This is a genomic window from Xanthomonas hortorum (assembly GCF_011305375.1).
Lineage (GTDB): Bacteria > Pseudomonadota > Gammaproteobacteria > Xanthomonadales > Xanthomonadaceae > Xanthomonas > Xanthomonas hortorum_E.
This window is the reverse complement of the sequence record NZ_VCME01000010.1, coordinates 102249-128789: the sequence shown is the minus strand read 5'-3', so window position 1 is coordinate 128789 and position 26541 is coordinate 102249. Positions and strand designations below refer to the sequence as shown.

19 protein-coding genes are annotated in these 26541 nt (G+C 65.0%); 15 read left to right on the top strand and 4 right to left on the bottom strand.

What is annotated here, in order from left to right:
• Nucleotides 1-284 precede the first annotated feature (284 nt).
• Nucleotides 285-2258: a sigma-54-dependent Fis family transcriptional regulator gene (locus tag FFY45_RS11255; protein WP_176340495.1), complete on the bottom strand. Its 1974-nt coding sequence runs from the start codon at nucleotides 2256-2258 to the stop codon at nucleotides 285-287.
• A 562-nt stretch (nucleotides 2259-2820) separates the two neighbouring features.
• On the bottom strand, nucleotides 2821-3753 hold the full coding sequence (locus tag FFY45_RS11250) for a carbohydrate kinase family protein (RefSeq protein ID WP_006452026.1): 933 nt from the start codon (nucleotides 3751-3753) through the stop codon (nucleotides 2821-2823).
• Between the two features lie 276 nt (nucleotides 3754-4029).
• On the opposite strand from FFY45_RS11250, the gene FFY45_RS11245 reads away from it, so the two are divergent.
• From FFY45_RS11245 to FFY45_RS11205, 9 genes are all read left to right on the top strand, one after another.
• The gene (locus FFY45_RS11245; protein WP_023905168.1) at nucleotides 4030-5076 is read left to right on the top strand and encodes a rod shape-determining protein; all 1047 of its coding nucleotides are present in this window, start codon (nucleotides 4030-4032) and stop codon (nucleotides 5074-5076) included.
• 172 nt (nucleotides 5077-5248) lie between these two features.
• A complete protein-coding gene (gene mreC / locus FFY45_RS11240; RefSeq protein WP_176340494.1) occupies nucleotides 5249-6604 on the top strand; it encodes a rod shape-determining protein MreC in 1356 nt (451 codons plus the stop codon).
• Nucleotides 6601-7086, top strand: a complete 486-nt coding sequence (mreD, locus tag FFY45_RS11235) for a rod shape-determining protein MreD (RefSeq protein WP_023905166.1) — start codon at nucleotides 6601-6603, stop codon at nucleotides 7084-7086. The genes mreC and mreD overlap by 4 nt, the downstream gene beginning before the upstream one ends.
• A gap of 3 nt (nucleotides 7087-7089) precedes the next feature.
• Complete coding sequence (mrdA, locus tag FFY45_RS11230; protein WP_006451889.1) at nucleotides 7090-9150, top strand: penicillin-binding protein 2; 2061 nt, start codon at nucleotides 7090-7092, stop codon at nucleotides 9148-9150.
• Nucleotides 9147-10265: a rod shape-determining protein RodA gene (rodA, locus tag FFY45_RS11225; RefSeq protein WP_023905164.1), complete on the top strand. Its 1119-nt coding sequence runs from the start codon at nucleotides 9147-9149 to the stop codon at nucleotides 10263-10265. Before mrdA ends, rodA begins: the two co-directional genes overlap by 4 nt.
• Nucleotides 10266-11088: 823 nt before the next feature.
• Nucleotides 11089-12495, top strand: a complete 1407-nt coding sequence (locus FFY45_RS11220) for a glycoside hydrolase family 28 protein (RefSeq protein ID WP_176340493.1) — start codon at nucleotides 11089-11091, stop codon at nucleotides 12493-12495.
• 289 nt (nucleotides 12496-12784) lie between these two features.
• Nucleotides 12785-13924: a lytic murein transglycosylase B gene (mltB, locus tag FFY45_RS11215; RefSeq protein ID WP_176340492.1), complete on the top strand. Its 1140-nt coding sequence runs from the start codon at nucleotides 12785-12787 to the stop codon at nucleotides 13922-13924.
• Nucleotides 13921-15321, top strand: coding sequence for a septal ring lytic transglycosylase RlpA family protein (locus FFY45_RS11210; RefSeq protein WP_176340491.1), 1401 nt, complete (start codon nucleotides 13921-13923; stop codon nucleotides 15319-15321). The genes mltB and FFY45_RS11210 overlap by 4 nt, the downstream gene beginning before the upstream one ends.
• A 286-nt stretch (nucleotides 15322-15607) precedes the next feature.
• Nucleotides 15608-16813 carry a D-alanyl-D-alanine carboxypeptidase family protein gene (locus FFY45_RS11205; RefSeq protein ID WP_074058295.1) on the top strand — a complete coding sequence of 402 codons (1206 nt, stop codon included), beginning with the start codon at nucleotides 15608-15610 and terminating at the stop codon, nucleotides 16811-16813.
• Nucleotides 16814-16957: 144 nt separating this feature from the next.
• On the opposite strand, the gene FFY45_RS11200 is transcribed toward FFY45_RS11205, so the two are convergent.
• Nucleotides 16958-18019 carry a lipid A deacylase LpxR family protein gene (locus FFY45_RS11200; RefSeq protein ID WP_074058294.1) on the bottom strand — a complete coding sequence of 354 codons (1062 nt, stop codon included), beginning with the start codon at nucleotides 18017-18019 and terminating at the stop codon, nucleotides 16958-16960.
• 290 nt (nucleotides 18020-18309) lie between these two features.
• Here FFY45_RS11200 and FFY45_RS11195 point away from each other — a divergent pair, with 290 nt between their 5' ends.
• From FFY45_RS11195 to FFY45_RS11175, 5 genes are all read left to right on the top strand, one after another.
• The gene (locus tag FFY45_RS11195; protein ID WP_176340490.1) at nucleotides 18310-19293 is read left to right on the top strand and encodes a CsgG/HfaB family protein; all 984 of its coding nucleotides are present in this window, start codon (nucleotides 18310-18312) and stop codon (nucleotides 19291-19293) included.
• A 139-nt stretch (nucleotides 19294-19432) separates the two neighbouring features.
• On the top strand, nucleotides 19433-19711 hold the full coding sequence (locus FFY45_RS11190; protein WP_006449336.1) for a YbeD family protein: 279 nt from the start codon (nucleotides 19433-19435) through the stop codon (nucleotides 19709-19711).
• The gene (lipB, locus tag FFY45_RS11185) at nucleotides 19699-20397 is read left to right on the top strand and encodes a lipoyl(octanoyl) transferase LipB (RefSeq protein ID WP_176340489.1); all 699 of its coding nucleotides are present in this window, start codon (nucleotides 19699-19701) and stop codon (nucleotides 20395-20397) included. Before FFY45_RS11190 ends, lipB begins: the two co-directional genes overlap by 13 nt.
• A gap of 15 nt (nucleotides 20398-20412) precedes the next feature.
• The gene (gene lipA / locus FFY45_RS11180; protein ID WP_176340488.1) at nucleotides 20413-21426 is read left to right on the top strand and encodes a lipoyl synthase; all 1014 of its coding nucleotides are present in this window, start codon (nucleotides 20413-20415) and stop codon (nucleotides 21424-21426) included.
• Between the two features lie 256 nt (nucleotides 21427-21682).
• Nucleotides 21683-23842, top strand: a complete 2160-nt coding sequence (locus FFY45_RS11175; RefSeq protein WP_176340524.1) for a carboxy terminal-processing peptidase — start codon at nucleotides 21683-21685, stop codon at nucleotides 23840-23842.
• A gap of 530 nt (nucleotides 23843-24372) precedes the next feature.
• Here FFY45_RS11175 and FFY45_RS11170 read toward each other — a convergent pair.
• Nucleotides 24373-25239, bottom strand: coding sequence for an endonuclease/exonuclease/phosphatase family protein (locus tag FFY45_RS11170; RefSeq protein ID WP_176340487.1), 867 nt, complete (start codon nucleotides 25237-25239; stop codon nucleotides 24373-24375).
• A gap of 170 nt (nucleotides 25240-25409) precedes the next feature.
• Between FFY45_RS11170 and FFY45_RS11165 the strand changes: the two genes are divergently transcribed.
• Nucleotides 25410-26465: a bifunctional nicotinamide-nucleotide adenylyltransferase/Nudix hydroxylase gene (locus FFY45_RS11165; RefSeq protein ID WP_176340486.1), complete on the top strand. Its 1056-nt coding sequence runs from the start codon at nucleotides 25410-25412 to the stop codon at nucleotides 26463-26465.
• The last annotated feature ends 76 nt before the right edge of the window (nucleotides 26466-26541 follow it).

Here is a 26541-nt window from a genome sequence, read left to right as displayed (position 1 = left end):
CCACCGTCGCGGGACCTTACGCGGCATGGATGCCGCGTAAGAGCCTACACGGACGTACTTGCGGCGTGTCCTGTGATGGTGGGCGGGCAAGGGCCCTGCAGCCGAGCTACAGATCATCCGCTCCGCAATGACGTCATGTACGTGGTGCATGCCGCACCGAGCAAACTCGCCACCGCCTGATGGCCAAGAAGTAGTTCTGTTGATCGCTGTAAGGACCAGCACCAAGACCCTGCTTTGGCTTTTACGAATCCCCAATTCCCAATCCCAAATCACCGCCCCCCCAATCAGCCAGTATCCAACCCATGCTTACGCAGCTTGCGATACAGCGTATTGCGGCTGATGCCCAGGGCATCGGCGGTACGGCTGACATTCCAGCGATGGCGTTCGAGTTGCTGCTGCAGCACCAGGCGCTCGGCCTGATCGAGTGCGACGCGGCCGGGCATGTCGTCGGCCGCCACTGCGCGGCCATCGACCAGACACGGCGCGCTGCCGGCATCGACGATTTCCTGCGGCAGATTCGGTAGCCGGATCACCCCATCGCTGCACAGCACTGCCGCCGTGCGCAGCACATTGCGCAACTGGCGTAGATTGCCCGGCCAGGCGTAGCTCAGCAGTTTGTGCATCGCTTCTTCGCTGATGCGCACGCTGTGCTCGCTGTTTTCTTCGCGCAGCAAGGTGCGGATCAGCTCGGCCTTGTCGCTGCGCTCCCGTAGCGGCGGCAGATGCAGCACCACGCCGTTGAGCCGGTAATACAGATCCTCGCGGAACTCGCCGGCTGCCACCCGCTGCGCCAGATCGCGGTGGCTGGCGCTGATCACGTGCAGTTCCAACGGCACTGTGCGTTCGCTGCCTAACGGCGTGACGGATTGTTCTTCCAGCACGCGCAACAGGCGGCTCTGCAACGGCAGCGGCATGTCGCCGATTTCATCCAGAAACAGCGTGCCGCCACTGGCCTGCAGCAATTTGCCGTGGCGGCCTTCGCGCGCCGCATCGGTGAAGGCGCCGCGTGCGTAGCCGAACAATTCGCTTTCGATCAAGGCCTCGGGAATCGCCGCGCAATTGATCGCCACGAACGCACCGCTCGCCCACGGCGAGCCACGATGCACCGCTTTTGCGAACTCTTCCTTGCCGGTCCCGGTGTCGCCACGCAGCAAAATCGACACGCGGTGCGCTGCCAGTTTCAACGCATTGGCCAGGTTGTGGCGCATGCGCGGATCCGAGCCGACATGCTCGCCGGGTTGCAGCTCGGTATCCGGTGCCAGCTGTGCCGGCCCGCCTACCGCCGGCAGCGCCGGACGTGCACGCGGCGGGCGCACCAGTGCGTAGAAACGCCGCCCATGGCAGGCGCAGCGGATCGACCACAAGGTGCCGGCATCGCTGCCGGCACGATGCTCGAGGGTGTCGAAGTCCAGCTGCATCACCTGCGAAATATTGCGGCCCACCAGCTGGCTGCGATCGATCTTGCCGAGCTGCTCCAGTACCGCCTCGTTGACTGCCAATACACGGCCGTCCGTATCGATCGCGATCAGCGCCTCATGCAGCAACCCGGCAAACTCGGGCCGGCTGTGGAAGCGCAGGATGAAGGCATGACCGAACTGGTTGAGAAAATGCGAGCGCGAAATCTGCGCCGCCGACATGCTCACCAAGGCTACGGTGTGGCGCTGGATCTGCTTGCCGTCCTGCGCATCGGGCGTTGAGGCATCCAGCACTGCCAGCAGGCCGCCGTGCGGGTCCAGGATCGGCGCGCCGCAGCACGACAACGGCAGATGGCGGGTCAGATAATGTTCGCCACGGTGCACGCTCACCGCCGTGCGCTCCACCGCGCAGGTGCCCAGACCGTTGGTGCCCTGATGGCATTCGGCCCAGCTGGCGCCGCAGAACAAACCGGCCTGGCGGAATTCGCGCAGCAGGGTCGGGTCGTGCACGCTGTGCAGCACGGTTGCTTCGGCATCGGCAAAGATCACCGCGTAGCCGCTGCCGGCGATCTGTTCGTAGAGGTTTTCCATCTCCACCTTGGCGATGCGCAGCACCTCGCCCAGGCGCTGCTGGCGCTCGCGCACGTGCAAGGCGTCGTGCACCAGCGCTTCGGGCGGTGCCTCGGGTAACAATCCGTGCTCGTCCAGGCAGCGTCGCCACGAGCGCGACAGTGGCGCGGCCAACGGGGCAATGTCGCGCAGCCGGCGGATCTGCCGGAGCACATCCGGTTCGATCTCCGGCAGGACGATGGACGTAGCGGCGACAACGCTTGGCTCGGACATGGGCCAGCGTTCCTCAGTGAGCGCGAAGCGTCAGTAGAGGCACAGATTGGTCTTATGCTCAAACTGCATTGCAGCAAATTGCGTTGCTGCAAATGAATTGCGGATGCGGATGCGGATGCCACGGCCAGCGATGTCAGGGGCCGGATGTGGTAGTTGTCCGCTCAGTACCGAGTGAGGCCGACGAGCCCCTCTCCTGCGGGAGAGGGGTTGGGGTGAGGGTACGGGCGAAGCCCTCGTCACTTTCAAACTGCACGAGGCTTCGCTCGTACCCTCATCCGGCGCTACGCGCCACCTTCTCCCGATGGGAGAAGGGGAGTGCGCGGCTTGCGTGGGAATTTACGTAGGGCTGGGAATTTATAGCCTCTCTCCTGGGGGAGAGGGGTTGGGGCGAGGGTGCGGGCCAGTGAGACATGGCTTTATCGCCAGTGATTCATCCTTGAAGGCGCGTGGCGACGCGTTTGTCATGGCTGGTTTTGGCAGGTATCTGAGGCGCACCCTCATCCGCCCCTGCGGGGGCACCTTCTCCCGATGGGAGAAGGGTCAAGCGCTGATCAGCAAAGCCTCAAAGCGCGTAGCCAAACTGCTGTTTGAACTGGTCGTTGAACTCGGTGAAATCGAAGCGCTGATTCTGCGTGCCCGGGTGTTCCACCTTCAGCGCGCCCATCAAATTGCCCATGCGCCCGATCGTCAGCCAATCGTAGCCGCCCTGGATGCCGTAGATCAGCCCGGCGCGGAAGGCGTCGCCGCAGCCGGTCGGGTCGACCACGCGGCGCTCGTGCGCCGGCGGAATGTCGTAGGTCTTCTCCGGCGTATGCACCAGCGCGCCCTTCGGGCCCTGCGTGGTGATGTAGGCCTGCACGCGCGAGACGATGTCCTTCTCGTCCCAGCCGGTGCGTTCCTGCAACAGGTTGGACTCGTAGTCGTTGACCACCACGTATTGGGCCTGCTCGATGAACTGGCGCAGCTCCGGGCCGTTGAACAACGGCATCGCCTGGCCGGGATCGAAGATGAAAGGGATACCGGCAGCAGCGAACTCTTCCGCGTTCTGGATCATGCCTTCGCGCCCGTCCGGGCCGACCAGGCCCAGGGTCACGCCAGGCACGTCGCGCACGTGGTTTTCGTAACTGCGCATCATCGCGCCCGGATGGAACGCGGTGATCTGGTTGTTGTCGTGGTCGGTGGTGATGAACGCCTGCGGGGTGAACAGATCATCGATGATCTTCACCCGCGACAGGTCGATACCCAGCGCCTCGAAATGTTCGCGGTACGGGCCGAAGTCCTGGCCAACGGTGCCCATCGGGATCGGCGCGCCGCCGAGCAGATGCAGGTTGTAGGCGATGTTGCCGGCGCAGCCGCCGAACTCGCGGCGCATGCGCGGTACCAGGAACGACACATTCAGGATGTGCACCTTGTCCGGCAGGATGTGATTCTTGAACTGGTCCGGGAACACCATGATGGTGTCGTAGGCGAGGGAACCACAGATCAGTGCGGACATCGAGTCAGGCCTTTGCGTAGGGAAATACCCGCCAGTTGCCGGGCATGGCAGCGGGGCGGCGCGAACGCCGCGGCGCAAAGGGTAACGGCTGCGACCGATCAGGGCCACAACCGCATGCCATGCCCGGCGTGACCGGCACATGAAAACCCGGCCGAAATACCCGATTTTTCCTTGCTCGCACCGGGGGGGATTGCTAGGCTAGTGGACTTCGTTTTTCGCCCATTTTTTCGCCAGTCTGGCGGCAGGGCACGCGACTCCTCAGGAACGGCTCCCCCGATGTTCAAGAAACTCCGCGGCATGTTCTCCAACGACCTGTCCATCGACCTGGGCACGGCCAATACGCTGATCTACGTGCGCGGGCAGGGAATCGTACTGAACGAACCATCGGTGGTTGCGGTACGTCAGGACCGCGCGATCGGCGGCACGCGCTCGGTAGCCGCCGTCGGCGCAGAAGCCAAGCAGATGCTCGGCCGCACGCCTGGTCACATCACCACGATCCGCCCGATGAAGGACGGCGTCATCGCCGACTTCACCTACACCGAGGCGATGCTGAAGCACTTCATCAAGAAGGTGCACAAGTCGCGCTTCCTGCGCCCGAGCCCGCGCGTGCTGGTGTGTGTGCCGGCCGGCTCCACTCAGGTCGAGCGCCGCGCCATCAAGGAATCGGCGGAAGAGGCCGGTGCGCGCGATGTGTATCTGATCGAAGAACCGATGGCTGCTGCGATCGGTGCCGGCATGCCGGTGACCGAGGCGCGCGGTTCGATGGTCATCGACATCGGCGGCGGCACCACCGAAGTGGCGGTCATCTCGCTCAACGGCATCGTCTACTCGCAGTCGGTGCGTGTGGGCGGCGACCGCTTCGATGAGTCGATCACCAACTACGTGCGCCGCAACCACGGCATGTTGATCGGTGAAGCCACCGCCGAGCGCATCAAGCTGCAGATCGGCTGCGCCTACCCGCAGGACGTGGTGCAGGAGATGGAAATCTCCGGCCGCAACCTTGCCGAAGGCGTGCCGAAGATGATCAAGATCAACTCCAACGAAGTGCTAGAAGCGCTGCATGAGCCGCTGTCGGGCATCATCTCCGCGGTCAAGCTGGCGCTGGAGCAGACCCCGCCGGAACTGTGCGCCGACGTCGCCGAGCGCGGCATCGTGCTCACCGGTGGCGGCGCGCTGTTGCGCGACCTGGACCGCCTGATCTCCGAAGAAACCGGCCTGCACGTGCAGGTGGCCGACGACCCGCTCACCTGCGTGGCCCGCGGCGGCGGTCGCGCGCTGGAGCTGGTGGACATGCACGGCAACGAGTTCTTCGCGCCGGAGTGATGGGGACGGGAATCGGGAATCGGGATTGGGGAATCGTAAAAACATTCCCTGCCTGCGGCCCTGCGCGGTTGCTACGCGGTTCCGCCGATTTGAGTTTTAGCCTCAGCCGCACCGAGGGCAGCACAGCGCTCTCCGATTCCCCACTCCCGACTCCCCATTCCCGGCCCTGAAAGTGCCCTCCTACGCCGGTCCTCCCGTCGCCTCCCGTCCTGGCGAAGTCACCTCCACGTTGCGCCTGCTGGTCTATCTGGTGCTGGCGATCGTGCTGATCGCGCTCGATAGCCGCGGTAGCTGGCTGAGCCAGCTGCGCATGCAGGCCAATCTGCTGATCCAGCCGATCTGGGCGGTGGCCGGGCTGCCGGGGCGGATCGGTTCGCAGGTGCGCGACAACGCCGCCACCCACGCGCAGCTGGTGGAAGAAACCCGCTCGCTGCGCAATCAGCTGCTGGTGGCCAATGCACGCCTGACCCGGCTGCAGACCGCCGCGCTGGACAACGCGCAGCTGCGCGAACTGCTCAACGTGGCCGAGCGGCGCGGCCTGGACGTGCAGCTGGCGCCGATCCTGGATATCGACCTGGACCCGACTCGCCAGCGCCTGTTGCTGGATGCCGGCAGCCGCGATGGCGTGCTGATGGGCCAGGCGGTGATCGATGCCGGCGGCCTGATGGGCCAGGTGATCGAAGTCACGCCGCTGCATTCGACCGTGCTGTTGCTCACCGACCCCGACCACGCGGTGCCGGTCAGCGTCGCGCGCAACGGCGTGCGGCTGATCGTCTACGGCCGTGGCGACCGGCTCGAATTGCGCGATATCCCGCTCAGCGCCGGCGTGCAGGTGGGCGACGAGATCGTCACCTCCGGCCTGGGTGGCCGCTTCCCGGCGGGTTTCCCGGTCGGCAAGGTGTCCGAGCTGCATCCCGACGACACCCACGCCTTCCTGGTCGGCGAACTCACCCCCGCCGCCAAGCTCGATCGCGGCCGCGATGTGTTGTTGCTGCGCGCCGGCAAACCTCTGCGGGTGTTGCCTGGGGCCGGGAGTGGGGAGTCGGGAGATGGGATTCGCAACGGCAACAGCAACGGCAACAGTGTCGAGGCGGCTGCGGCCAGCGCGCCAGCGAGTGCGCCGGTGACCGCAACACCACGCACGCCGGCGGGCGGAGTTTCCAACACAGCGATTGATCCGGCACGCCCGACGGCCGAAGCGGCATCGGGCACCGGCACCGCGCCGCGTGCACGGTCCGCGTCGACACCCGCCGCGCCCGGCGCGCAACCGGCCCGCGCGCCAGCGTCCGTCCGCCCGTCCACCACGCTGGCCCGCCCCCCCGCGTCGAACGCATCCAACAGCCCGGTTCCCGATCCCCGTCCGGCTTCGCCGCAGGGCGTGCGGGCGGCGGGAACAGGGAATGGCAGCGGCGCGCAGACGCCAGCTGGCCGTGCGAGCGGCGCGCGGCCGCCGCAGAACACCGCTCCTAACGATTCCCCACTCCCGACTCCCGATTCCCGCCCGTCTCCACAGGAGACGGACCAATGACCCGCATGCGCAACACCTGGATCCTGCCGGCGAGCTTCGTCATCGCGCTGGTGCTGGGCCTGCTGCCGCTGCCGCTCGTGGTGCAGCCGCTGCGGCCGTACTGGTTGGCCTTGGTGCTGGCGTACTGGGTGATCGAAGAGCCGGACCGGGTCGGGCTGGGCATCGCGTTCGTGGCCGGCGTGCTGGCCGATCTGCTGTACGGCGGGCTGCTCGGCGAGCAGGCGCTGCGGCTGGTGATCTTGACCTTCATCCTGCAGCGCTTTCGCGCGCGGATGCGCTTCTTTCCGGTCTCGCAGCAGGCGCTGGCGATCGGCGGGCTGCTGCTCAACGACCGCATCGTCTCCTCGGCGGTGCATCTGGCCGTGGGCGAGCCGACCCTGCCGTGGAGCTACTGGTGGGCGCCGCTGCTGGGCATGGCGCTGTGGCCGCCGCTGTTCGTGTTGCTGGATGCGGTGCGGCTGGGCAAGCGGAGCAAGAAGTAAGCCATGCACGGGCGTCGTCACCCCAAGAACCCGCACGCGGAGGCCGAGCAGTTCCGCCGGCGTGCGGTGCTGGGCTTTGTGATGGTGGTGGTGTGCCTGGTCGGCCTGGGCGGCTGGTATTTCAAGCTGCAGGTGCTTGATCACGAGGTCTATGCCACCCGCTCGGAAGCCAACCGCATCAAGCCCAAACCGGTGGTGCCCGGGCGCGGCATGATCTACGACCGCACCGGCCGGCTGCTGGCCGAAAACGTGCCGGCCTTCCGTCTAGATGTGACCCCCGACAAGGTCACCGACATGGCCGCCATGCTCGCCGCGCTGGGCAAGGTGATCCCGATCGCGCCCGAGGATCTGGAACGCTTCAATCGTGAGCGCAAGGCGCGCCGCAGCTTTCTGCCGGTGACGCTCAAGCTGCGCATGAGCGATGAGGAAATGGCGCGCTTTGCAGTGGAGCGCTGGCGCTTTCCCGGCGTGGAGCTGGAGCCGTATCTGACTCGGCGCTATCCGTTCGGCCCGTTGTTCGCGCACATCATCGGCTACGTCGGCCGCATCGACGAAAAAGACCTGGCGGTGCTGGGCGAGGGCAATGCCGCGCTCACCCACATGGGCAAGTCCGGGCTGGAGCGCTATTACGAGCAGGATCTGCGCGGGCAGGTCGGTTACGAGCAGGTCGAAACCAATGTGCAGGGACGGGCGATCCGCACCGTCGGCCGGGTCGCGCCGCAGTCGGGCGCGGACCTGCGGTTGTCGGTGGATGCCGATCTGCAGCGCGCGATGGTGGCCGCATTCGGCGAGCACGAAGGCGCGGCGATCGCCATGGACCCGCGTACCGGCGAGATCCTGGGCATGGTCAGCCTGCCCAGCTACGACCCCAACCTGTTCGTCAACGGCATCTCGCACACCGACTTCCGCATGCTCAACGACAACCCGTCGCGGCCGCAGTTCAACCGGCTGGTGCTGGGCGGCGTGGCGCCGGGCTCCACGCTCAAGCCGCTGATCGCGCTGGCCGGGCTGGATAGCGGCCTGCGTCGGCCGGAAGACCGGGTGTTGTCCACCGGCATGTTCTACCTGCCCGGCGTCAGCCGCGGCTGGGGCGACTCGCACCGCGGCGGCCATGGCTGGACCGATCTGCGCAAGTCGATCGCCCAGTCGGTCAATACCTATTACTACCGGTTGGCGGTGGACATGGGCATCGAGCGCTTCGACCACTACATGGGCGGGTACGGCTTCGGTGCGCCCACTGGAGTGGACCTGCTCGGCGAAATCGGCGGCATCCTGCCGTCGCCGGCCTACAAGTACAAAACCCGCAAGGAGCGCTGGTACCCCGGCGACACCGTCAATATCGCCATCGGTCAGGGCGACTGGAAAGTGACCCCGCTGCAGCTGGTGCGCGGCATCTCGGGGATCGCTAGCGGCCTGCTGCAGCGCCCGCATCTGGTGCTGGAAGAGCGCACCGGCTTCGATCACCCCTGGCAGCCAATGATCCAGCCGCCGGGCAAGCCGATCAGCCCGAATCCTGCGCATGTGCAGGTGGTGCGCGAGGGCATGATGGACACCATGCGCCCCGGCGGCACCGGGTATGCCATCACCCCCGGCGCGCCGTACCTGATGGCCGGCAAGACCGGCACCGCGCAGGTGGTCAGCCGGAGGGGCGTGGCGGCGGTGGACCCGCGCAGCCTGCCGATGCATTTGCGTCACCGCGGCCTGTTCGTCGGTTTCGCACCGGCCGACAACCCGGTCATCGCGGTGGCGGTGGCGGTGGAGGGCGGTGGCTTCGGTACCAGCTCGGCGGCGCCGATCGCACGCAAGATCTTCGACGCCTGGCTGCTGGGCAAGATGCCCGCCGGCCTGGAGCCGCTGGACAGCGAGCTCGGCATGACCGCCGTAGGCGTCAACCAGTTCGAGGCCGGCGCCACCGATGCGCGTGCGGCTGGCGATGCGGCCGCCGCCACGCTGGCCGAGTTGCCGGTGGTGATCGGCCAGACCGCCGTGGCATTGGACCCCAACACCCCGGCGCAGCCGGTGGTGCCGGATGTGCCCGATGCGGTGCAGGAGACTGACCATTGAGTGACATCCTGCGCTGGCTGGTGGACATGGTTGCGCGCTTCACGCGCAGCCTGGACTGGGTGCTGTGCCTGGCGCTGGGTGCGCTGATGGTGATCGGCCTGTCGGTGCTCAAGAGCGCCGGCGGCGCCGCCAACGGCGATCATCTGGTGATGGCGCAAGGCGTGCGTTTCGTCATCGGACTCGCCGCGATGTGGGGCATTTCGCGCATGTCGGTGCTGCGCCTGCGCGCCTGGACCCCGTGGGTCTACGGCTTGTCGATGCTGCCGCTGCTGGCGGTGTTCGCACTGGGGACCGGTAAGTACGGCCGCCAGTGGCTGGATCTGAAACTGTTTTACCTGCAGCCGGCCGAGTTGCTCAAGATCAGCCTGCCGATGATGGCGGCCTGGTATCTGCATCGCATGCCGCTGCCGCCGCGCATCTCCACCGTGTTGGTCACCTGCATGATTATCGGCGTGCCCACTGCGCTGATCATGCTGCAGCCGGACTTCGGCACCGGCGTGCTGATCGCCGCCAGCGGCGTGTTCGTGCTGCTGTTGGCTGGGCTGCCGTGGTGGTGGGTGGCGGTGGGCGTGGGCGGTGTTTCGGCGGCCGCGCCGGTGGCCTGGTTCTGGCTGCTGCGGCCATACCAGAAGGACCGCATCATGATGTTTCTCAACCCGGAAAACGATGCGCTCGGCGCGGGCTGGAACATCATTCAATCCAAGATCGCGATCGGCTCCGGCGGCTTCGACGGCAAGGGGTGGGGACTCGGCTCGCAATCGCATCTGAACTTCATTCCCGAGCAGACCACCGACTTTGCGTTTTCGGTACTCAGCGAAGAATTCGGCTGGATCGGCGTGGCCACCGTGCTGACCTTGTATCTGATCGTGATCGGGCGCTGCCTGTGGATCGCCTCGCAGGCGCGCGACACCTATTCGCGGCTGATGGCCGGTGCCACCGGGCTGGCGTTCTTCGTCTATGTGCTGGTCAACGGCGGCATGATTTCCGGCCTGTTGCCGGTGGTCGGCGTTCCGATGCCGCTGATGAGTTACGGCGGTACCTCGGCGGTGTCGCTGCTGGCCGGATTGGGCCTGGTGATGGCGGTCAAGGCGCATCGTCCTGTGCATGGGTATTGAGCCGGCGTGTCGTGTGGCTAACGGCAGCTGGCAAAACTACTGCGCTCACCACAGATGGGTGCGGCTGGCGTTCTGGTTCCCACCTGCACGCAACCAAGTGGTGAGGGCATTGCGGCCTCGACCGACTAAAGCTTTTGACCTGAGCTTCTGGCTGCATCTAAAAAAACCGCTACGACTCGGCTCTCAGTGTTTCGAAGTGATTCGACAGTGGAGATGGATCAGTTGTAGAGCGGGTGATCTGCGGCTTTGCTGCAGGGCCCTTGCCCGCCCACCGCCGCGGGACACGCTGCAAGTACGTCCCTGTAAGCTCTTCTGCGGCATCCATGCCGCATAAGGTCCCGCGGCGGTGGGCGGGCAAGGGCCAGTCGGGATGGTCGGTGCATGGTTGCGAGCAGTGCACGTTGCGCGGCTGGTCGATGAGGTGCGGTCTGAGCAGCTCCTTTCGATACGAGCGAGTCACTGCTGTCCCGACATCGCTGCACGCGTCAACGAAGGTGCGTGTGGCTAAGACGTTGCCGCCATTGCTACAGCGTTCGAGTGATTTTGTTGTTCGCTTTAAGCACGGCGCGCTGCATGCGCCACAGGCATGCGACACGCACATGTCACGCAGCTGACGCTTCGCAAATCGCGCACCGTTCTGCGCGCTGCGTTGCAATGCCGAAACACCGTCGCGGTGCCGCTTCGTTCGGGCGGTGCCGGGTTCGCTTGCCTTGCGCATGTGCGGAGCTTGCTCCGTAGAGTCCATCACGCCGCTGAGTTTGCCGCGGCCGGGTCGCGTTGCTTCAGCAGGCACGCGCCATTCCTCTCTCAGGTGATCTTCTTCATGAAATTGCTAACCGCCGCCATCGGCGGTGTCTGTCTTACGCTCGCCGCACAAGCCGGTGCCATCAACCTTGCAACCGGCGATACGCGCGCTGTCTCCGAGCCGGCGATTCCTGCCACCTGCCAGCCGGTGAGTGCCAGCCACACGCCGAGTGGGCGCCTGTTCGACGCTGCATCGGAAAGTGCGCCGCCGGATACCAAAACCATCCAGGCCGCATTGACCGCCTGTACCGGCAAAAACGGCAGCGTGCTGCTCAAGGCCGGCACCGGCACTGCGTTTCTCAGTGGGCCGCTGTCGATTCCCACCGGCGTCACCTTGGTCATCGATCAGGGCGTCACCCTGTACGGCTCGCGCAATCCGGCCGACTACGGCAGCGGCTGCGGCACTGCCGGTGCCAAGAGCGGTGGGTGTCTGCCGTTGATCAGCGTCAAGGGCGTCAAATCGGGCGTAATGGGTGTGCGTACCGGCGGGCGCCAGGGCACCATCGACGGCCGCGGCGATCTGCCCATGCTCGGCAAGAACACCACCTGGTGGGAGTTCGGCGAAAACGCCAAGAACGCAGGCCAGGTGCAGAACAGCCCGGACCTGATCAAGGTGCAGAACTCCAACACCTTCACCCTCTACAACGTCAATCTGATCAATGCGGCGTACTTCCATTTCTTCGCGCATATCGTCGATGGCCTGACCATCTGGGGCGTGCGGGTGAAGTCGCCGGCCACCAGCCCCAACACCGATGGTCTGGACCTGGACAGCGTGGTCAACGCCAGCCTGGTCGATAACGATGTGATGGGCGGCGACGACTGCGTGGCGATCAAGACCATTGCCTCCAAGTCCGGCAACATCAGCGTGCGCGACAACCGCTGTTACGGCACCCACGGCATCTCGATCGGCAGCGAAGTGATGTCCGGGGTCAACAATGTGCTGATCGAAAACAACGCCATCACCTCCACCGACGATGCTGGCAACCGCAGTACCGACAACAACGGGCTGCGCATCAAGACCAGCATCGTCAAGGGCGGCCCGGTCAGCCTGATCACCTATCGCAACATCTGCCTGTTCGGGGTGACCAGTCCGCTGGTGATCAACCCGTTCTATTCGACCGGTGGTAGCGGGACCAAGCCCAGCTTCAAGGAGATCGTGGTCAACGGCTTGCGTACCACGGGCGATGTCGGCCTCAAGGGCAAGGGCTGGATCCTGAAAGGCTTCGATGCGCAGACGCCGCTGGATCTGGTGCTGGCCAATCTTGCGACAGGCAACACTGCCGTCACTGCCAGCAATGCGCAGATCGGGTTGGTCAACAGCGACCTGACCGCCGAAAAGTTGGGCGCCGGCGTCACTACCGCCCCCGTGCAACTGAGTGGCGCGATCCCGACCTGCTCGACGGCACCGCGTTTCCCGGAACTGTGATCGATCGGGCGTGGCCGGCGTTTCGGCTGCGCCTGATTTTTTTCAAATGTTGTTCGCAAAAAACGATGCAGCGCCGAGAGGTGCTGCATCGTGGGGACTGGGGGAATCCCCGATGCCATCGCAGCGGACACATCCGGGCCTGCATGGAGGTTTTTTTTGTGCTGCGCCCTGCAGCGGGGCGTCCTGGAAGCTTGTGCCAATGCTGCGGCATGTCTTGACTTCGGCTAAAGCTCTTTCGTTTCATGGTCTTATTGCCAGAAGTTCATCTGGTCTCTGTTACTCTCGGCCGATGATTCGACGCACCCTGACCTGCCTGCTCACCCTCGGCCTTGTCGCCTGCGCGACCCAGCCCAGTCCTCCGACCCCGCCGCCGGCCGCCAGTGCGCCTCCTGCCAAGCCGCCGAGCGCACCGGTCGCGCCCGTCAGCGCCGCCGCCGAAGCGCCTGCATTGCCGCCGGTGGACCTGACCCCGGTGCCGTTCGAGATCGCACGTGCCAATTTCGTGCGCGACACCGCCGCCAAGTACGGCCTCGACGCCGCCCAGATCGAAGCGGTGCTGGCGCAGGCGCAATTCAAGGACGCGATCGTTACTGCGATGTCGCGGCCGGCCGAGCGGGTCAAGCCGTGGAACGAATACCGCCCGATGTTCATCACCCAGGCGCGCATCGATGGCGGCCGCAAGTTCCTGGCCGAGCACCGCGCCGAACTGAGCAAGGTCGAAGCGGCCACCGGCGTGCCGGCGCAGGTGATCGTGGCCATCATCGGGGTGGAAACCAGCTATGGCAGCAACGCCGGCAAGTACCGCGTGCTGGACGCGCTGTACACGCTGGCGTTCCGCTATCCGCGCAGCGGCGACCCGGCCAAGCTCGAACGCGAAGTGCGTCGCGAGCTGTTCTTCCGCGATGAACTCGGCCAGCTGTTCGCGCTCGGCAAGGAAGAGCAACTCGATGTCACCACGCTGATCGGCAGCTATGCCGGCGCGATGGGCATGGGCCAGTTCATGCCGTCCAGCTACCGCCAGTTCGCGGTGGATGGCGATGCCGACGGCAAGCGCAATCTGTTCACCGACCACAACGACGTGTTCGCCTCGGTCGCCAATTACTTCGTCAAGAAGGGCGGCTGGGTGCGCGGCGGTCAGGTCGCGGTACCGGCCACGCTGGCCGCCGGCCACGAGGAATTCAATCCCACCGATTGGTCGCCGGTGTACACGCTGGCCGATCTGTCCGCGCGTGGTTACCACCCTAATGCGCCCGTAGTGGCCGGCAGCACGGCGACGCCGATCACCCTGGACGATGCCAACGGCAAGCAGTACTGGCTCGGCTTCCAGAATTTCTACGCGATCACCCGGTACAACATTTCCAAGATGTACGCGATGGCCGTGTTCCAGCTGTCCGAGGCCATCGCCGGCAAGGAGTTACCCCCGGCATGAACAGCATGACAGGCCCCAAGTGGCTGATCCCGATGGCGCTGATGCTCGGCCTGGCGGCCTGTAGCAGTGCACCGAAGAAGAGCTCGGGCAGCGCAGGCAGCGGCGCGATCAAGGGCGTCAAGGTCGAAGGCAAGGGGCCGGCGTATGTCGCCACCGGATGCCCGTCGAGCTCGCCGTATGCGGCAGCGAAGGAAGATCCGTCCACGCGTGGCGATTACACCGCCGGCGGCCTGTACAAACCCGGCGTCAAGGACACCACCCCGGACCATGTTCCCAACGTGGCCTGCATTCCCGAGCCGCTGGTCAGCAACGAGCCGCGCTCGGCGGTGGGCAATCGCTCGCCGTATGAAGTGCTGGGCAAGCGCTACGTGGTGATGGACAACCCCGGCGACTATGTCGAACGTGGCACCGCCTCGTATTACGGCAGCAAATTCCACGGCCGGCTGACCTCCAACAAGGAGGTCTACGACATGTACGCCTTCACCGCCGCCCACAAGACCCTGCCGCTGCCCAGCTTTGCGCTGGTGACCAATACCGACACCGGCGACTCGGTCGTGGTGCGCGTCAACGACCGCGGTCCGTTCCACGATGGCCGCGTGATCGATCTGAGCTACGCCGCTGCGGTGAAGCTAGGCATCACCGGCAAGGGCACCGGCAATGTCGAAGTGCGCGGCCTGACCGAAGCCGACAACGGCAATCTGCTGGCCAAGCGCCGCAATGGCGTGGCACCTGTCGCTACCGGCGTTGCCGCAGCGCGGCCGGCCTCGGGCGGCAGCCAGATCGATGGTCTGGTGCAGCGTCTGCCCAACGGCACGGTTGCTCCGCGCGCGGTGGCGGCAAGTTCGGCTGCCGTGCCGGTGGCGACATCGATCGCCGCCGCGCCGGTCACGGCGGCCGGCGAGCGCTGGCGCTACAACGTTGCCGAGTCGCGCCAGCCCGGCAATCCGGACAATTTCGATGCGTGGATGAAGTCGCAGGGCGTGCGTGTTGCGACCGGCAAGCCGGCGGCGGTTGCGCCGCGGCCGGCATCGGCCACGGCATCGACGCCTGCACCTGCCGCACCGGTTGCGGTCGCGGTGGTCAAGCCTGCAGGCAGTGCGCCGCTACGTGCGACCAAGCCCGAACCGGTGCCTGCCAAGGCACCCAGCGTTGCCGAGACCGCACTCGGCGACATTCTGTTGCAGGTCGCCAGCTTCGCCAGTCGCGAAAACGCCAATCGTGCGCTGTCGCAGCTGGCCTCGGCCGGCATCGCCGGTGCCAGTGTCAGCGACATCGTCAGTGGCGGGCGCACCCTGTGGCGCTTGCGCGTCAACGCACGCGACCACGCCAATGCCTCGGAAATCGCCCAGCGCATTGCCGGGCTGGGCTTCGGGCGCCCACAAATCGTCGCCAATTAAGCGTTGCGTCTTAAGCGCAGGGATCAAGGCAGCCGCCCAGTCGTCGACTGGCGCGGCCGGCAGGGTTGGCGCACGGAATCGGCTCGCCCACTCGCTCACTCTGGATGCAGCGTCGTCTGCCTCGCTCGATCCCGACGCGCGCTGCTGCAGGAATTCTCGGCCCCCTCGGTTACGCCAACGCTGAACTCTGCAAGCGTGCATGCCCTGCGGCGCGTCGCCTTGATCGCCATCGCACCTTACAATTTCGCATTACCCAGCCTTCGGGCCCGTCAGGAGTCGTTCTTCAATGAAATTCCGCTTCGCCGCCGCTGTCGTGGCCACGTTCGCCTTCGGCCTGGTCTGCGCCCAGACACCTGCGCCGCAGCCGACTCCCGCAGTGGCTGCTGCGCCGGCCGCCGTGCCGGTTCCGCCTGCACCCGCGCCGGCCGTGTCCAAGTCCTGGATCCTGATGGATTACGCCACCGGGCAGGTGCTGGCCGGTGAAAACATCCACCAGCAGCTGGCGCCGGCCAGCATCACCAAGGTCATGACCTCCTACGTGGTCGCTGCCGAGATCAAGAACGGCAAGGTCAAGCGCGACGACCAGGTCATGATGAGCGAGCGCGCCTGGCGCGAGGGCGGCGCCGGCACCGACGGCAGCTACAGCGGCTTCCCGGTCAACCAGACCGCGCGTCTGGAAGATATGGAAAAGGGCATGGCGATCCAGTCCGGCAACGACGCCGCGATCGCCCTGGCCGAGCATGTCGCCGGCAGCGAAGAAGCCTTCGCCTCGCTGATGAACAGCTACGCCGCCAAGATCGGCATGAAGGATTCTTACTTCGTCAACGCGCACGGTCTGAGCGCCGAAGGCCATCATTCCACCGCCTACGATCTGGCCATGCTGGGCCGCGCGATGGTGCGCGATTACCCGGAGACCTACGCCTACAACAAGATCAAGGAATTCCAGGTCGGCACGATCAAGCAGAACAACCGCAATCTGCTGTTGTGGCGCGACCCGGCGGTGGACGGCATCAAGACCGGCCACACCTCCGAAGCCGGCTATTGCCTGCTGAGCTCGGCCAAGCGCGGTGATCAGCGCCTGGTGGCGGTGGTGATGGGCGATTCGTCCGAGCGCCAGCGTGCCGACGACAGCCTGGCACTGCTCAACTGGGGCTTCCGCTTCTTCGAGACCCACAGCCTGTACGCGCCCGGCAAGGTCGTGACCAAGCAGAAGGTGTGGAAGGGTGAGCAGGACGAAGTGCAGCTGGGCGTGGCCCAACCGCTGCTGGTCAGCCTGCAACGCGGTCGCTACAACGACCTCAAGCCCAGCATGGAAGTGGCCAAGAACCTGCAGGCCCCGATCAAGAAGGGACAGCAGATCGGCACCGTCAAGGTCAGCCTGGACGGCAAGATCATCGCTCAGGCCCCGTTGGTGGCGATCAACGCCGTCGAAGAAGGCGGGTTCTTCAAGCGCCTCTGGGATGCGTTCTGGATGTGGTGGGAATCTGAGTGAGCAAAGAAAAAGCCGGCTTTCACCGGCTTTTTCTTTGCGGGGATTGGGGATTGGAGATTCGGGATTGGCAAAGGCGAGAGCAGGAGCGAAGCACCAGCAGCCCGCTCTTGCGAATCCCCAATCCCAACTCCCCAATCCCAGCCCTCAAAGCATCCGGCTGATCGTGAAACTGCCATACACCGGCGTCTCGCGCTGGGTATCGAATTCGCGGGTGCGGTGATAGCGGGCGATGGCGAATTTCCAGCGGCCGTACATCACCGCCAGGCCGTAACCCACGTCGCCGACGAACGCGCGCTTGTCCACGCTGTGGCTGCTGCGGAAGGTGTTGCCGTCCAGGGTGATGTCGCGCAGCACCCAGCGCGCATCGGTGGTCACGAACAGATGGCCGGACCAGCCGCTGGCACGTCCCAGGCGGCTGGGCGCGGTGTTTTCGCCGGCCGGCCGGGTCGGGGTGCTGCCGAAATCGTCCGGCAGCTTCCAGCCAAAGCGCGCTTCGCCGCCGGCATTCAAGTGCGTGGCCATGTTGCCGACCGCGCCGCCCCAGTGCGAAATGAAATCCCAACCGAAGCCGTCTGCATTGACCGCCGCATCGCCCGGCCAGCGACGCATGCGCTCGTGCACCAGATTGATCAGCGGCTCGTTGTGCAGCTGGTTGTCCCAGCCCTGGAATTTCTCATCGCCCAGCGCATCGTGGATCGCATCCTGCGCTTCCTGCGCAAACGCCCACGGGCCGACCACGCCGATCTGCAACTGAGTCGTGCGCAGGTGTGCATCGTTGCGCGCGTTGTAGCCGAAGCTCGCCAGCAGGATGCCCGCATACGGGCGATCGTCGGGAATCACATCGCGCCGGGTGGAATCGGTCGGCGTGAAGATTCCCTGGCCAATCGAGAACACCATGTTCTGCTGGTCGAACTCGCCCGGATGCAGACGTTCCAGATAACCGTTGACCCAGCGCGCGGTGCGCGGCAGGCAGGGATCGTCGGTGTAGTCGACCAGGTTGGGCGACACCAGCGTCAGCACCGCGCCATTGGAATAGCCCTGGTCCTGATCCTCCCCGCCGAACAGATCGTTGTCGACCCGGAAATTCACCGCCGGTGGGGTCCGTCCCAGCCTGCTGGAATCGCATTGATCAGCCGCCAGGGCCGGCATCGACAGCCCGGTGAGAGAAAGCAGCAGGGCAGCAGACAACGCGCGCGGTCGAAGCATGGAGGGCCTGGAAAGGTAGGAAAGGACGGTGTTCGGCAAAGGTGCCTGCGGCCGCTGCTGCGCCGCGTGAATGTGTGCCGGCATCATGCCCGAGCAATCTTGGGCGGCGGTTGAGGCTGCCGGCACCAGTCCGTTCCATTTACGGCATGCGCAGCCATGAAAAGCTCGCGCGAATAGCATATGATCCGCCCCCGGGGGAACCAGCCCCAAGGAACGGCGGCCTTTCGCAGGCTATTTCATTACCAACGGATCGCGTTTGCCGACGGCAGCGCAGGTGTCAGGGGAACTACATGAGCAAGACGATTTCTGTGAGCGCAGCGCTGTTGTCCAGCGTGTTGGGTATTGCCTTGGCTGGCGTCAGCGCGCCGGCATCGGCCGGGCTGAAGGATGCCTTCAAGGGCTCGGCCCAGGATCAGCGCAAGGACGGCGTCGCACAGATTCCGGTGTGCGCCAAGCCGCTGGGCAGCCTGTCGGTCATCGAGCCGGAAGATGCAGTCAACTGGTGGTCGGGTCAGCAGCTGCCGGCGCCGTCCAAGTTGATCAAGGTGTTCGTCAACAAGTCGCGCTGCTTCACCCTGGTGGACCGTGGCGCGGGCATGGCGGCATCGCAGCGCGAGCGCGAGATGGCGGCGAACGGCGATCTGCGCGCACGTTCCAACGTGGGCAAGGGCCAGATCCGCGCGGCCGATTATGTGATGACGCCGGACCTCATTTCGCAGAATCACAATGCCGGCGGCAGCGCCATTGCCGGCATGCTGGGCGGCCTGGTCGGCGGCAATGCCGGCAACCTGGTCGGTGGCCTGAATCTCAACAAGAAGACCGCCGACGTGGTCCTGACCATCACCGATGTGCGCTCGTCCGAACAGGTTGCCATGGCCGAAGGCAACGCCAAGAAGACCGACCTGGGCTGGGGTGCGCGTGGCAACCTGTTCACTGGCGGCGATTTCGGCGCGGCCGGTGCCGGCGGTTATGCCAATACCGAGATCGGCCAGGTGATCACGCTGGCCTATTTGCAGGCCTATACCGATGTCGTCAGCCAGCTCGGCGGTTTGTCCGGTAATGCGGCGGCTTCCAATTCTCAGCAGGCGGTCACCGTCACGCGTGCAGGGCGTCTGTTGGGCAATGCCAAGGGTTCCGGCGCGGCTGTGCGCACGCTCGAGCCGGGCATGATGCTGTACCCGACCGGCAACAAGGAAGGCGTCATGTGGGAAGTCGAGGACGAGATGGGCAACCGTGGCTGGGTGTCGTCGGCCATGCTGGAACTGTCCAAGTAACTCTTTGGCAAGACGCAGGTCAGGCGTGATGCGTCTGGTCTGACACAACGGGGCTCATGTGGCCCCGTTGTGCTATCTGCGACACGTCAGAGTGGCAGACGGGCTTGGGTTTGCCCGCCAGCGGCCCGATAATGGGCGGATGGAAATCAGCTCCGACAACCCCGATCACGGCTTCCAGTTTCCCGGCACCTTCGAGCTCACCGCCATGGGCGCGGCCGAACGCGGGCTGGAAACCGAACTTCCGCGTCTGCTCGCCGCGACTGGCGTCGAGTTGCTGGAAGAAAGCATCAGCTGGAAGCACTCGTCCACCGGCAAATACGTGTCCATCCGGATCGGCTTTCGCGCAGAGGACCGGGCGCAGTTCGATGCCGCCCATCAGGCGCTGCGCGAACACCCGGAAGTGAAGTGGACGCTGTAGCGGCCGAGCCTGTGCTGGCAGCGGTTCCGATCCTGCCGGCGCAACTGCGCGATCTCGGCCGCCAGGACTACGCGCCGGTGTGGCGTGCGATGCAGCGTTTCACCGATGCGCGCAATGAGCACACTGCCGACGAGGTGTGGGTGGTCGAGCATGCGCCGGTGTTTACGCTGGGCCAGGCCGGCAAGCCCGAGCACGTGTTGGCAGCTGGCGACATCCCGGTGTTGCAGGTCGATCGCGGTGGGCAGGTGACCTATCACGGCCCCGGCCAGTTGGTGGTCTATCCGCTGCTGGACCTGCGCCGGCTCAAGATCGGCGTGCGCGATTACGTGTGCAAGATCGAGCAGGCGCTGATCGACACCCTGGACGAATGGAACATCGTCGCCGCGCGCCGCGAGGGTGCGCCCGGCGTGTACGTGGGCGGGGCCAAGATCGCCGCGCTCGGGATCCGGGTGCGGCGCGGCTGCACCTTCCACGGTCTGTCGTTCAACGTGGCGATGGATCTGGAGCCGTTCCACCGTATCAACCCGTGTGGCTACCAGGGCCTGCAAGTGACCTCGGTGCTAGACTTGGGCGGCCCTTCCGGGATGGACGCCGTCAAGGCGGTGCTGCTCGATCAGCTGGCGCGCCAGTTCGGTCTCGTGTTGCAGCCTGTTTCCGCATTGCCCGACCTTTCGCTTCCGGCCTGAGCGCCCGTTATTGCCATGACCCAGCCTATCGCCCGTTCCATCCCCTTGCAGGTCGTCTCCGGCGACACCGCCGCGCCTGCGCCGCTGCAGACCGGCGTCAAGCAGATCGGTGGCGACAAGATCAATCGCTCGCCGGTGCAGTTCGTCGATGCGCCGGTGCTGCGCAAGCCGTCTTGGATTCGCGTGCGGATTCCGTCCGGCAACGCGGTGCAGAACCTCAAGGCCAAGCTGCGCGAAAACCGCCTGGTCACGGTCTGCGAAGAAGCCAGTTGCCCGAACATCCACGAGTGCTTCAGCCATGGCACCGCCACCTTCATGATCCTGGGCGAGGTGTGCACGCGGCGCTGCTCGTTCTGCGATGTGGCGCACGGCCGGCCAAAGCCGCCCGACGCCAGCGAGCCGGCCAGCCTGGCGACCACCGTGGCCGACATGGGCCTGAAGTACGTGGTGGTGACCAGCGTGGATCGCGACGATCTGCGCGACGGCGGTGCCCAGCATTTCGTGGACTGCATTTCGGCCATCCGGGTCAGTTCGCCCAAGACCCGCATCGAGATCCTGACCCCGGATTTCCGTGGCAAGGGCCGCATGGACCGCGCGCTGGAGATCCTGGCGCTGAGCCCGCCCGACGTGTTCAACCACAACATCGAAACCGTGCCGGACCTGTATCCGAACGTGCGTCCGGGTGCCGATTACCAGTGGTCGCTGACCTTGCTGCAGCGCTTCAAGGCGCAGCACCCGTCCATCGCCACCAAGTCCGGCATCATGCTGGGCCTGGGCGAGACGATGGAGCAGGTGCAGGCCACCTTGCGCGACCTGCGCGCGCACGATGTGGACATGATCACCATCGGCCAGTATCTGCAGCCGACGCCGCACCACCACCCGGTAATGCGCTACTGGACGCCGGAGGAGTACAAGGAGCTGGAAGACTACGGCAATGCGCTGGGCTTCAGCCATGTCGCCTCCGGGCCGATGGTGCGCTCGTCGTATCACGCCGACCGGCAGGCAGCCGGCGCTGGCGTCGCGGCCTGAGGTCAGCACTGGCAGTCGAGCAAGCCACACGGCCCTGCGCTCAGCGCGGGGCCGTGTCGTATCCGGCCCATGCGCAGTCGGCTGCAGGGTACGGTCGCGTTCACAATCCGCTACAGACCCGGCGCTAGGCTGATTCAGCAGCGGATGACAAGGCCAGCAACTTTCGGCACTGTCATGCTGTCTGATCCGTTCACCGCCTTCCTTTCATCGGCCCCGTGCCGAGAGCCATTCGATGACCTACAACGTTTCTACGTCCATGAAGGCCGGCCTGCTGGCGCTGGTGTTGACTACTCCGATGGCCTTGCTCGCACGCGCCGATACGGCGTTGCCGGCCGCAGCCACGCCCGACCAGGCCACCGCGACCAAGCTGGTCTACGGTCTGCTCTCCGACAGCCGCTATGCCTATCGTCCGCGCACGCTGGACGAGGCGATGTCCAAGGACGTCTTCAAGCGCTATCTGGAAACGCTGGACGGCAGCAAACAGTTCTTCACCCAGGCCGACATCGATAGCTTTGCGCCGTTGCAGACGGGCGTTGGCGATGCGTTGCGTGGCGGCAATCTGGAGCCGGCGTTCCAAGTGTTTTCGGTCTACAAGAAGCGCGTCGATCAGCGCGCCAAGTACGCGCGCGATTTGCTCAAGCAGGACTTCGATTTCTCCGGCACCGACAAGTTCGAATACGACCGCAAGGACGTGCCGTGGGCGGCAGACGACAAGCAGCTGGACGTGCTGTGGCGGCAGTCGGTGATGAACGATTGGCTGCGCCTCAAGCTGGCCGGCAAGAAGCCTGACGACATCCGCAAGACGCTGGACAAGCGTTATGTCTCGCTGGCCGACTCGGTCAAGCAGTTGAAGGGCGAGGATGTGTTCCAGTTCTTCGTCAACGCTTACACCAATGCAGTCGATCCGCACACGGATTACTTCACCCCGCGCACCGCCGAGACCTTCAATCAGCAGATGTCGCTGTCGCTGGAAGGCATCGGCGCGCAGCTGCAGAAGCAGGACGACATGGTGGTGATCCGCGAGGTCATCCCGGGCGGTCCGGCGGCGGTGGATGGCACGCTCAAGCCGGGCGATCGCATCGTCGGCGTGGGCCAGGCCAAGAACGGCGCGATCGAAGATGTGATCGGCTGGCGCATCGACGATGTGGTCGCCAAGATCCGCGGCAGCAAGGACACCCAGGTGCGTCTGGAGTACATCCCGGCCGAGTCGGGTATCGATGGCAAGCACCGCACTGTCACCTTGACCCGGCAGAAGGTGCGTCTGGCCGAGCAGGCCGCCAAGGGCGAAACCATCACGTTGCCTGCCAAGGGCAGCGAGCCGGAACGGCGTATCGGCATCATCAAGTTGCCGGGCTTTTATCAGGATTTCGAAGGCCGTCGTCGCAACGCGGCCGACTATGCCTCGGCAACGCGTGACGTCGCCAAGCTGCTGGCCGGCTTCAAGACCGACAAGGTCGACGGCGTGGTGCTGGATCTGCGCAACAACGGCGGCGGTTCGCTGGACGAAGCCATCGAGCTCACCGGCCTGTTCATCCAGCAAGGCCCGGTGGTGCAGGTGCGCGAATCCGGCGGCCGCGTCACCGTCAACGGCGACAGCGATCCCAAGGTGGCATGGGATGGTCCGCTGGGCGTGTTGATCAATCGTGGTTCGGCATCGGCATCGGAGATCTTTGCCGGCGCCATCCAGGACTACGGTCGCGGGTTGGTGATCGGCGAGACCAGCTTCGGCAAGGGCACGGTGCAGAACATCGTTGATCTGGATCGTTGGCCGGCTGCCGAAGGTCAGCGCTATGGTCAGGTCAAGCTGACGATTGCGCAGTTCTTCCGCGTCAGTGGTTCCAGCACCCAGCACAAGGGCGTGGTGCCGGACATCGCATTCCCGGCCAGCGTGGATGCCACCGAGTTCGGTGAGAGCACCTACGACAACGCGCTGCCGTGGACACGCATCGCCGCCGCGCCGCATACCCAGTACGGCAACTTCGCGCCGCTGTTGCCCAAGTTGCAGGGCCTGCATACCGCGCGTATCGCCACCGACAAGGAATTCCAGTGGTGGGAAGAAGACGTCAAGCAGTTCCGCGATGAGAAGGCCAAGAAGTTCATCTCGTTGAACGAAGCCGAGCGCGTTGCCGAGCGTCAGAAGCAGGATCAGCAGCGCAAGGATCGTCAGCAGGTGCGCAAGCAGCTAGGCCTGCCGCTGGACCCGCTTGCCGAGGACAGCGACGACGGCCTGACCGGCAACGAGCGCGACATCGTCAAGGACACTGCACGCGAAAAGGCTGCAGAAAAGCGCCCGGATCCGTTGTTGCACGAATCGGCCGCGATCATTGCCGACGCGCTGGGTCTGCTGTCGCAGGACCAGCCGTTATCGGCGCAGGTGCTGCCGCAGTCGACTGCGCCGGGACGTTGGGCTGATTGATCGTCTTGGGTTGTTTGTAGTGCAAAAAAGCCACCGCATGCGGTGGCTTTTTTTGATGCTGACTAAGAGCGGATGACCTGTGGCTTGGCTGCAGGGCCCTTGCCCGCCCACCCTCGCGGGACACGCTGCAAGTACGTCCTTGTAAGCTCTTACGCGGCATCCATGCCGCGTAAGGTCCCGCGAGGGTGGGCGGACAAGGACCAGTGGAGATGGTCGGTGTGCAGAGTTGCAAGCAAGGCATGACGCGTTGTCTGGATAACTGCGCATCCGATCAGCTTCGCAACGCAACGAAATCACCAGCCGGCTTTCAACATAGCAGCCGAATAACTCTCTGGTGCGGTGTCCTCGCTGCTTGCGGGACCGTGTGGCGGCATGGATGCCGCCACCGAGCCCCCAGGGAGGGGTTCACGGCGTGTCCCGCGAGCGGTGAGGGCACCGAGCCCTCGACGACCTGAGCTTTGATTGTTGATCTGTTGCTTGGCTGCAGGGCCCTGCCCACCTAGCATCGCGGGACACGGGCTGTCGCGAAGTCACTGCGGCCAGGCAAGTTCGGCCAGCACCGGATAGTGGTCTGACGGCAGCACGCCGCCGGGGCGCTGATCCAATGTGGAAAAGCGCGTGGGTGTGAGGCCGCGGAACAGGATCCAGTCGATGCGTCGGGTCGGGTGGGTGGTGAAATCCTGGAAGGTTTTCTCCGGGCCTTGCCGCTTGGTCGCATGTGCCCGTGCATCGCCAAGTACAGCGGTGAGCGTGCGGTAGGTGCCGTTGTCGGGATCGCTGTTGAAGTCGCCGGTCACTACCACCGGAATGTTGGCAGGCAACGTTGCGATGCGTGACAGGATCACGCGTGCGCTGTGCTCGCGCGCTGCTTCGTCCTGGTCGCGGTGAGCGAAGTGGGTGTTGAACAGATAGAAGCGGCGCTTGTCGCTGCGGCGTTCGAACAGCGCCCAGGTGGCCATGCGCGGCAGGTCGGTGTTCCAACTGCTGCTGCCGGGAATTTCAGGCGTTTCGGACAGCCAGAAGTCGCCTGATTCCACCACGCTCAGGACACGGCTGTCGTAGAACACCCCCATGTGTTCGTCGCTGCCATCGGCGCTGCGGCCTTTGCCGAACCAGCGGTAATCGGGTAATTGTGCTGCCAGATACTGCGCCTGTTCTTTCACCAACTCTTGCGTGCCGAAGACGTCGGGGTGCGCTTGTTCAATCAGCGCGACCATCGCCGTGCGGCGTACCTCCCAACGTTTGTCGCCGTCGGTATCCACCGGCACGCGCACGTTGAACGACATCACGCGCAGTGGCGCGGGCGCAGGCGCGGCCAATGCAGGTACTGCGATGCACAGCACTGCGAGTGCAGCGAGCAAGCAACGTGACACAACGCGAAGGGATTGGCGCGGCATACAGGCGAATTCCTGATAAGGACAGGCTGCCAAGTTTAGTCAGCTGCCATGACAGATAGATCACTGTGCATCGCTGCATCGCAGGCTTGACGCCGCCGCACATCGGCGTAGCATTTGCACCAAGCCAACGGATAGACCGCTGGCTGACCACTCAACCGTGAGGGATTCTCATGGCACCGCAGTACGACTATCTCGTGTTTATCGGGCGTTTCGAGCCCTTTCATAACGGCCACGCCGCCGTCGCCCGCCACGCGCTGGGCAAGGCGAACAAGCTCATTGTGTTGATCGGCTCTGCCGACACGCCCCGTACCATTCGCAATCCGTGGACCGTTGCCGAACGCGCGGTGATGATCGAGTCCGCGTTGCCGGGCGAGAGCGACCGGTTGATAGTGCGGCCGTTGCGCGACCATCTTTATAACGAAAGCCTGTGGATCGCCGACGTGCAGCGCCAGGTGGCGGAAGCCGTGCAGGCCGATGGCGGCACGCTCGATGCACGCATCGGCCTGATCGGCATGGACAAGGATGCCAGCAGCTATTACTTGCGTGAGTTTCCGCAGTGGCCGCTGGAAGATGTGCAACACACCGCCACGCTGTCGGCCACCGAGTTGCGCCGCTATCTGTTCGAAGCCGGCGAAATCGGTTTCCACGGTGGCTTGCTGATGTTGCGCGGCAATGTGCCGGCGCCGGTGTACGACATGCTGGAGGCGTTTCGACGCAACTCCCCGAGCTATGCGCAGTTGGTGGCCGAGTACCGCTTCATCGAGCAATACCGCGCCGCGTGGAAGGACGCGCCGTATGCGCCGACCTTCGTCACCACCGATGCGGTGGTCGTGCATTCGGGTCATGTGTTGCTGGTGCGTCGTCGCGCCGAGCCGGGTAAGGGGTTGTGGGCGTTGCCGGGTGGTTTCATCGGCCAGGACGAAGGTCTGCTGGACGGCTGTCTGCGCGAGCTGCGCGAGGAAACCCGGCTCAAGGTGCCGGTGCCGGTGCTCAAGGGGTCATTGCGGGGGCGCCAGGTGTTCGATCATCCCGAGCGCAGCCTGCGTGGACGCACCATCACCCATGCATTCCATTTCGAATTTCCGGCCGGCGAGTTGCCCGCGGTACGCGGCGGCGACGATGCCGACAAGGCGCGCTGGATTCCGATCGCCGAAGTGATGGCGATGGCCCCGCGCTTGTACGAAGACCATCTGCATATTCTTGAATTTTTCCTGGGTCGTGGCTGAGAGCGACACCACCTGCTGTGTGCTGCTGCTGACGATCAAGCAGCCGCTTGCACCGTGTGTCGGCTTGAACCATGAC

What these genes read in the sequence shown, in the direction of transcription:
- FFY45_RS11255 (WP_176340495.1), bottom strand. Translation starts at nt 2,258, where the DNA reads ATGTCCGAGCCAAGCGTTGTCGCCGCTACGTCCATCGTCCTGCCGGAG.
- FFY45_RS11250 (WP_006452026.1), bottom strand. Translation starts at nt 3,753, where the DNA reads ATGTCCGCACTGATCTGTGGTTCCCTCGCCTACGACACCATCATGGTG.
- FFY45_RS11245 (WP_023905168.1), top strand. Translation starts at nt 4,030, where the DNA reads ATGTTCAAGAAACTCCGCGGCATGTTCTCCAACGACCTGTCCATCGAC.
- mreD (WP_023905166.1), top strand. Translation starts at nt 6,601, where the DNA reads ATGACCCGCATGCGCAACACCTGGATCCTGCCGGCGAGCTTCGTCATC.
- mrdA (WP_006451889.1), top strand. Translation starts at nt 7,090, where the DNA reads ATGCACGGGCGTCGTCACCCCAAGAACCCGCACGCGGAGGCCGAGCAG.
- FFY45_RS11220 (WP_176340493.1), top strand. Translation starts at nt 11,089, where the DNA reads ATGAAATTGCTAACCGCCGCCATCGGCGGTGTCTGTCTTACGCTCGCC.
- mltB (WP_176340492.1), top strand. Translation starts at nt 12,785, where the DNA reads ATGATTCGACGCACCCTGACCTGCCTGCTCACCCTCGGCCTTGTCGCC.
- FFY45_RS11210 (WP_176340491.1), top strand. Translation starts at nt 13,921, where the DNA reads ATGAACAGCATGACAGGCCCCAAGTGGCTGATCCCGATGGCGCTGATG.
- FFY45_RS11205 (WP_074058295.1), top strand. Translation starts at nt 15,608, where the DNA reads ATGAAATTCCGCTTCGCCGCCGCTGTCGTGGCCACGTTCGCCTTCGGC.
- FFY45_RS11200 (WP_074058294.1), bottom strand. Translation starts at nt 18,019, where the DNA reads ATGCTTCGACCGCGCGCGTTGTCTGCTGCCCTGCTGCTTTCTCTCACC.
- FFY45_RS11195 (WP_176340490.1), top strand. Translation starts at nt 18,310, where the DNA reads ATGAGCAAGACGATTTCTGTGAGCGCAGCGCTGTTGTCCAGCGTGTTG.
- FFY45_RS11190 (WP_006449336.1), top strand. Translation starts at nt 19,433, where the DNA reads ATGGAAATCAGCTCCGACAACCCCGATCACGGCTTCCAGTTTCCCGGC.
- lipA (WP_176340488.1), top strand. Translation starts at nt 20,413, where the DNA reads ATGACCCAGCCTATCGCCCGTTCCATCCCCTTGCAGGTCGTCTCCGGC.
- FFY45_RS11175 (WP_176340524.1), top strand. Translation starts at nt 21,683, where the DNA reads ATGAAGGCCGGCCTGCTGGCGCTGGTGTTGACTACTCCGATGGCCTTG.
- FFY45_RS11170 (WP_176340487.1), bottom strand. Translation starts at nt 25,239, where the DNA reads ATGCCGCGCCAATCCCTTCGCGTTGTGTCACGTTGCTTGCTCGCTGCA.
- FFY45_RS11165 (WP_176340486.1), top strand. Translation starts at nt 25,410, where the DNA reads ATGGCACCGCAGTACGACTATCTCGTGTTTATCGGGCGTTTCGAGCCC.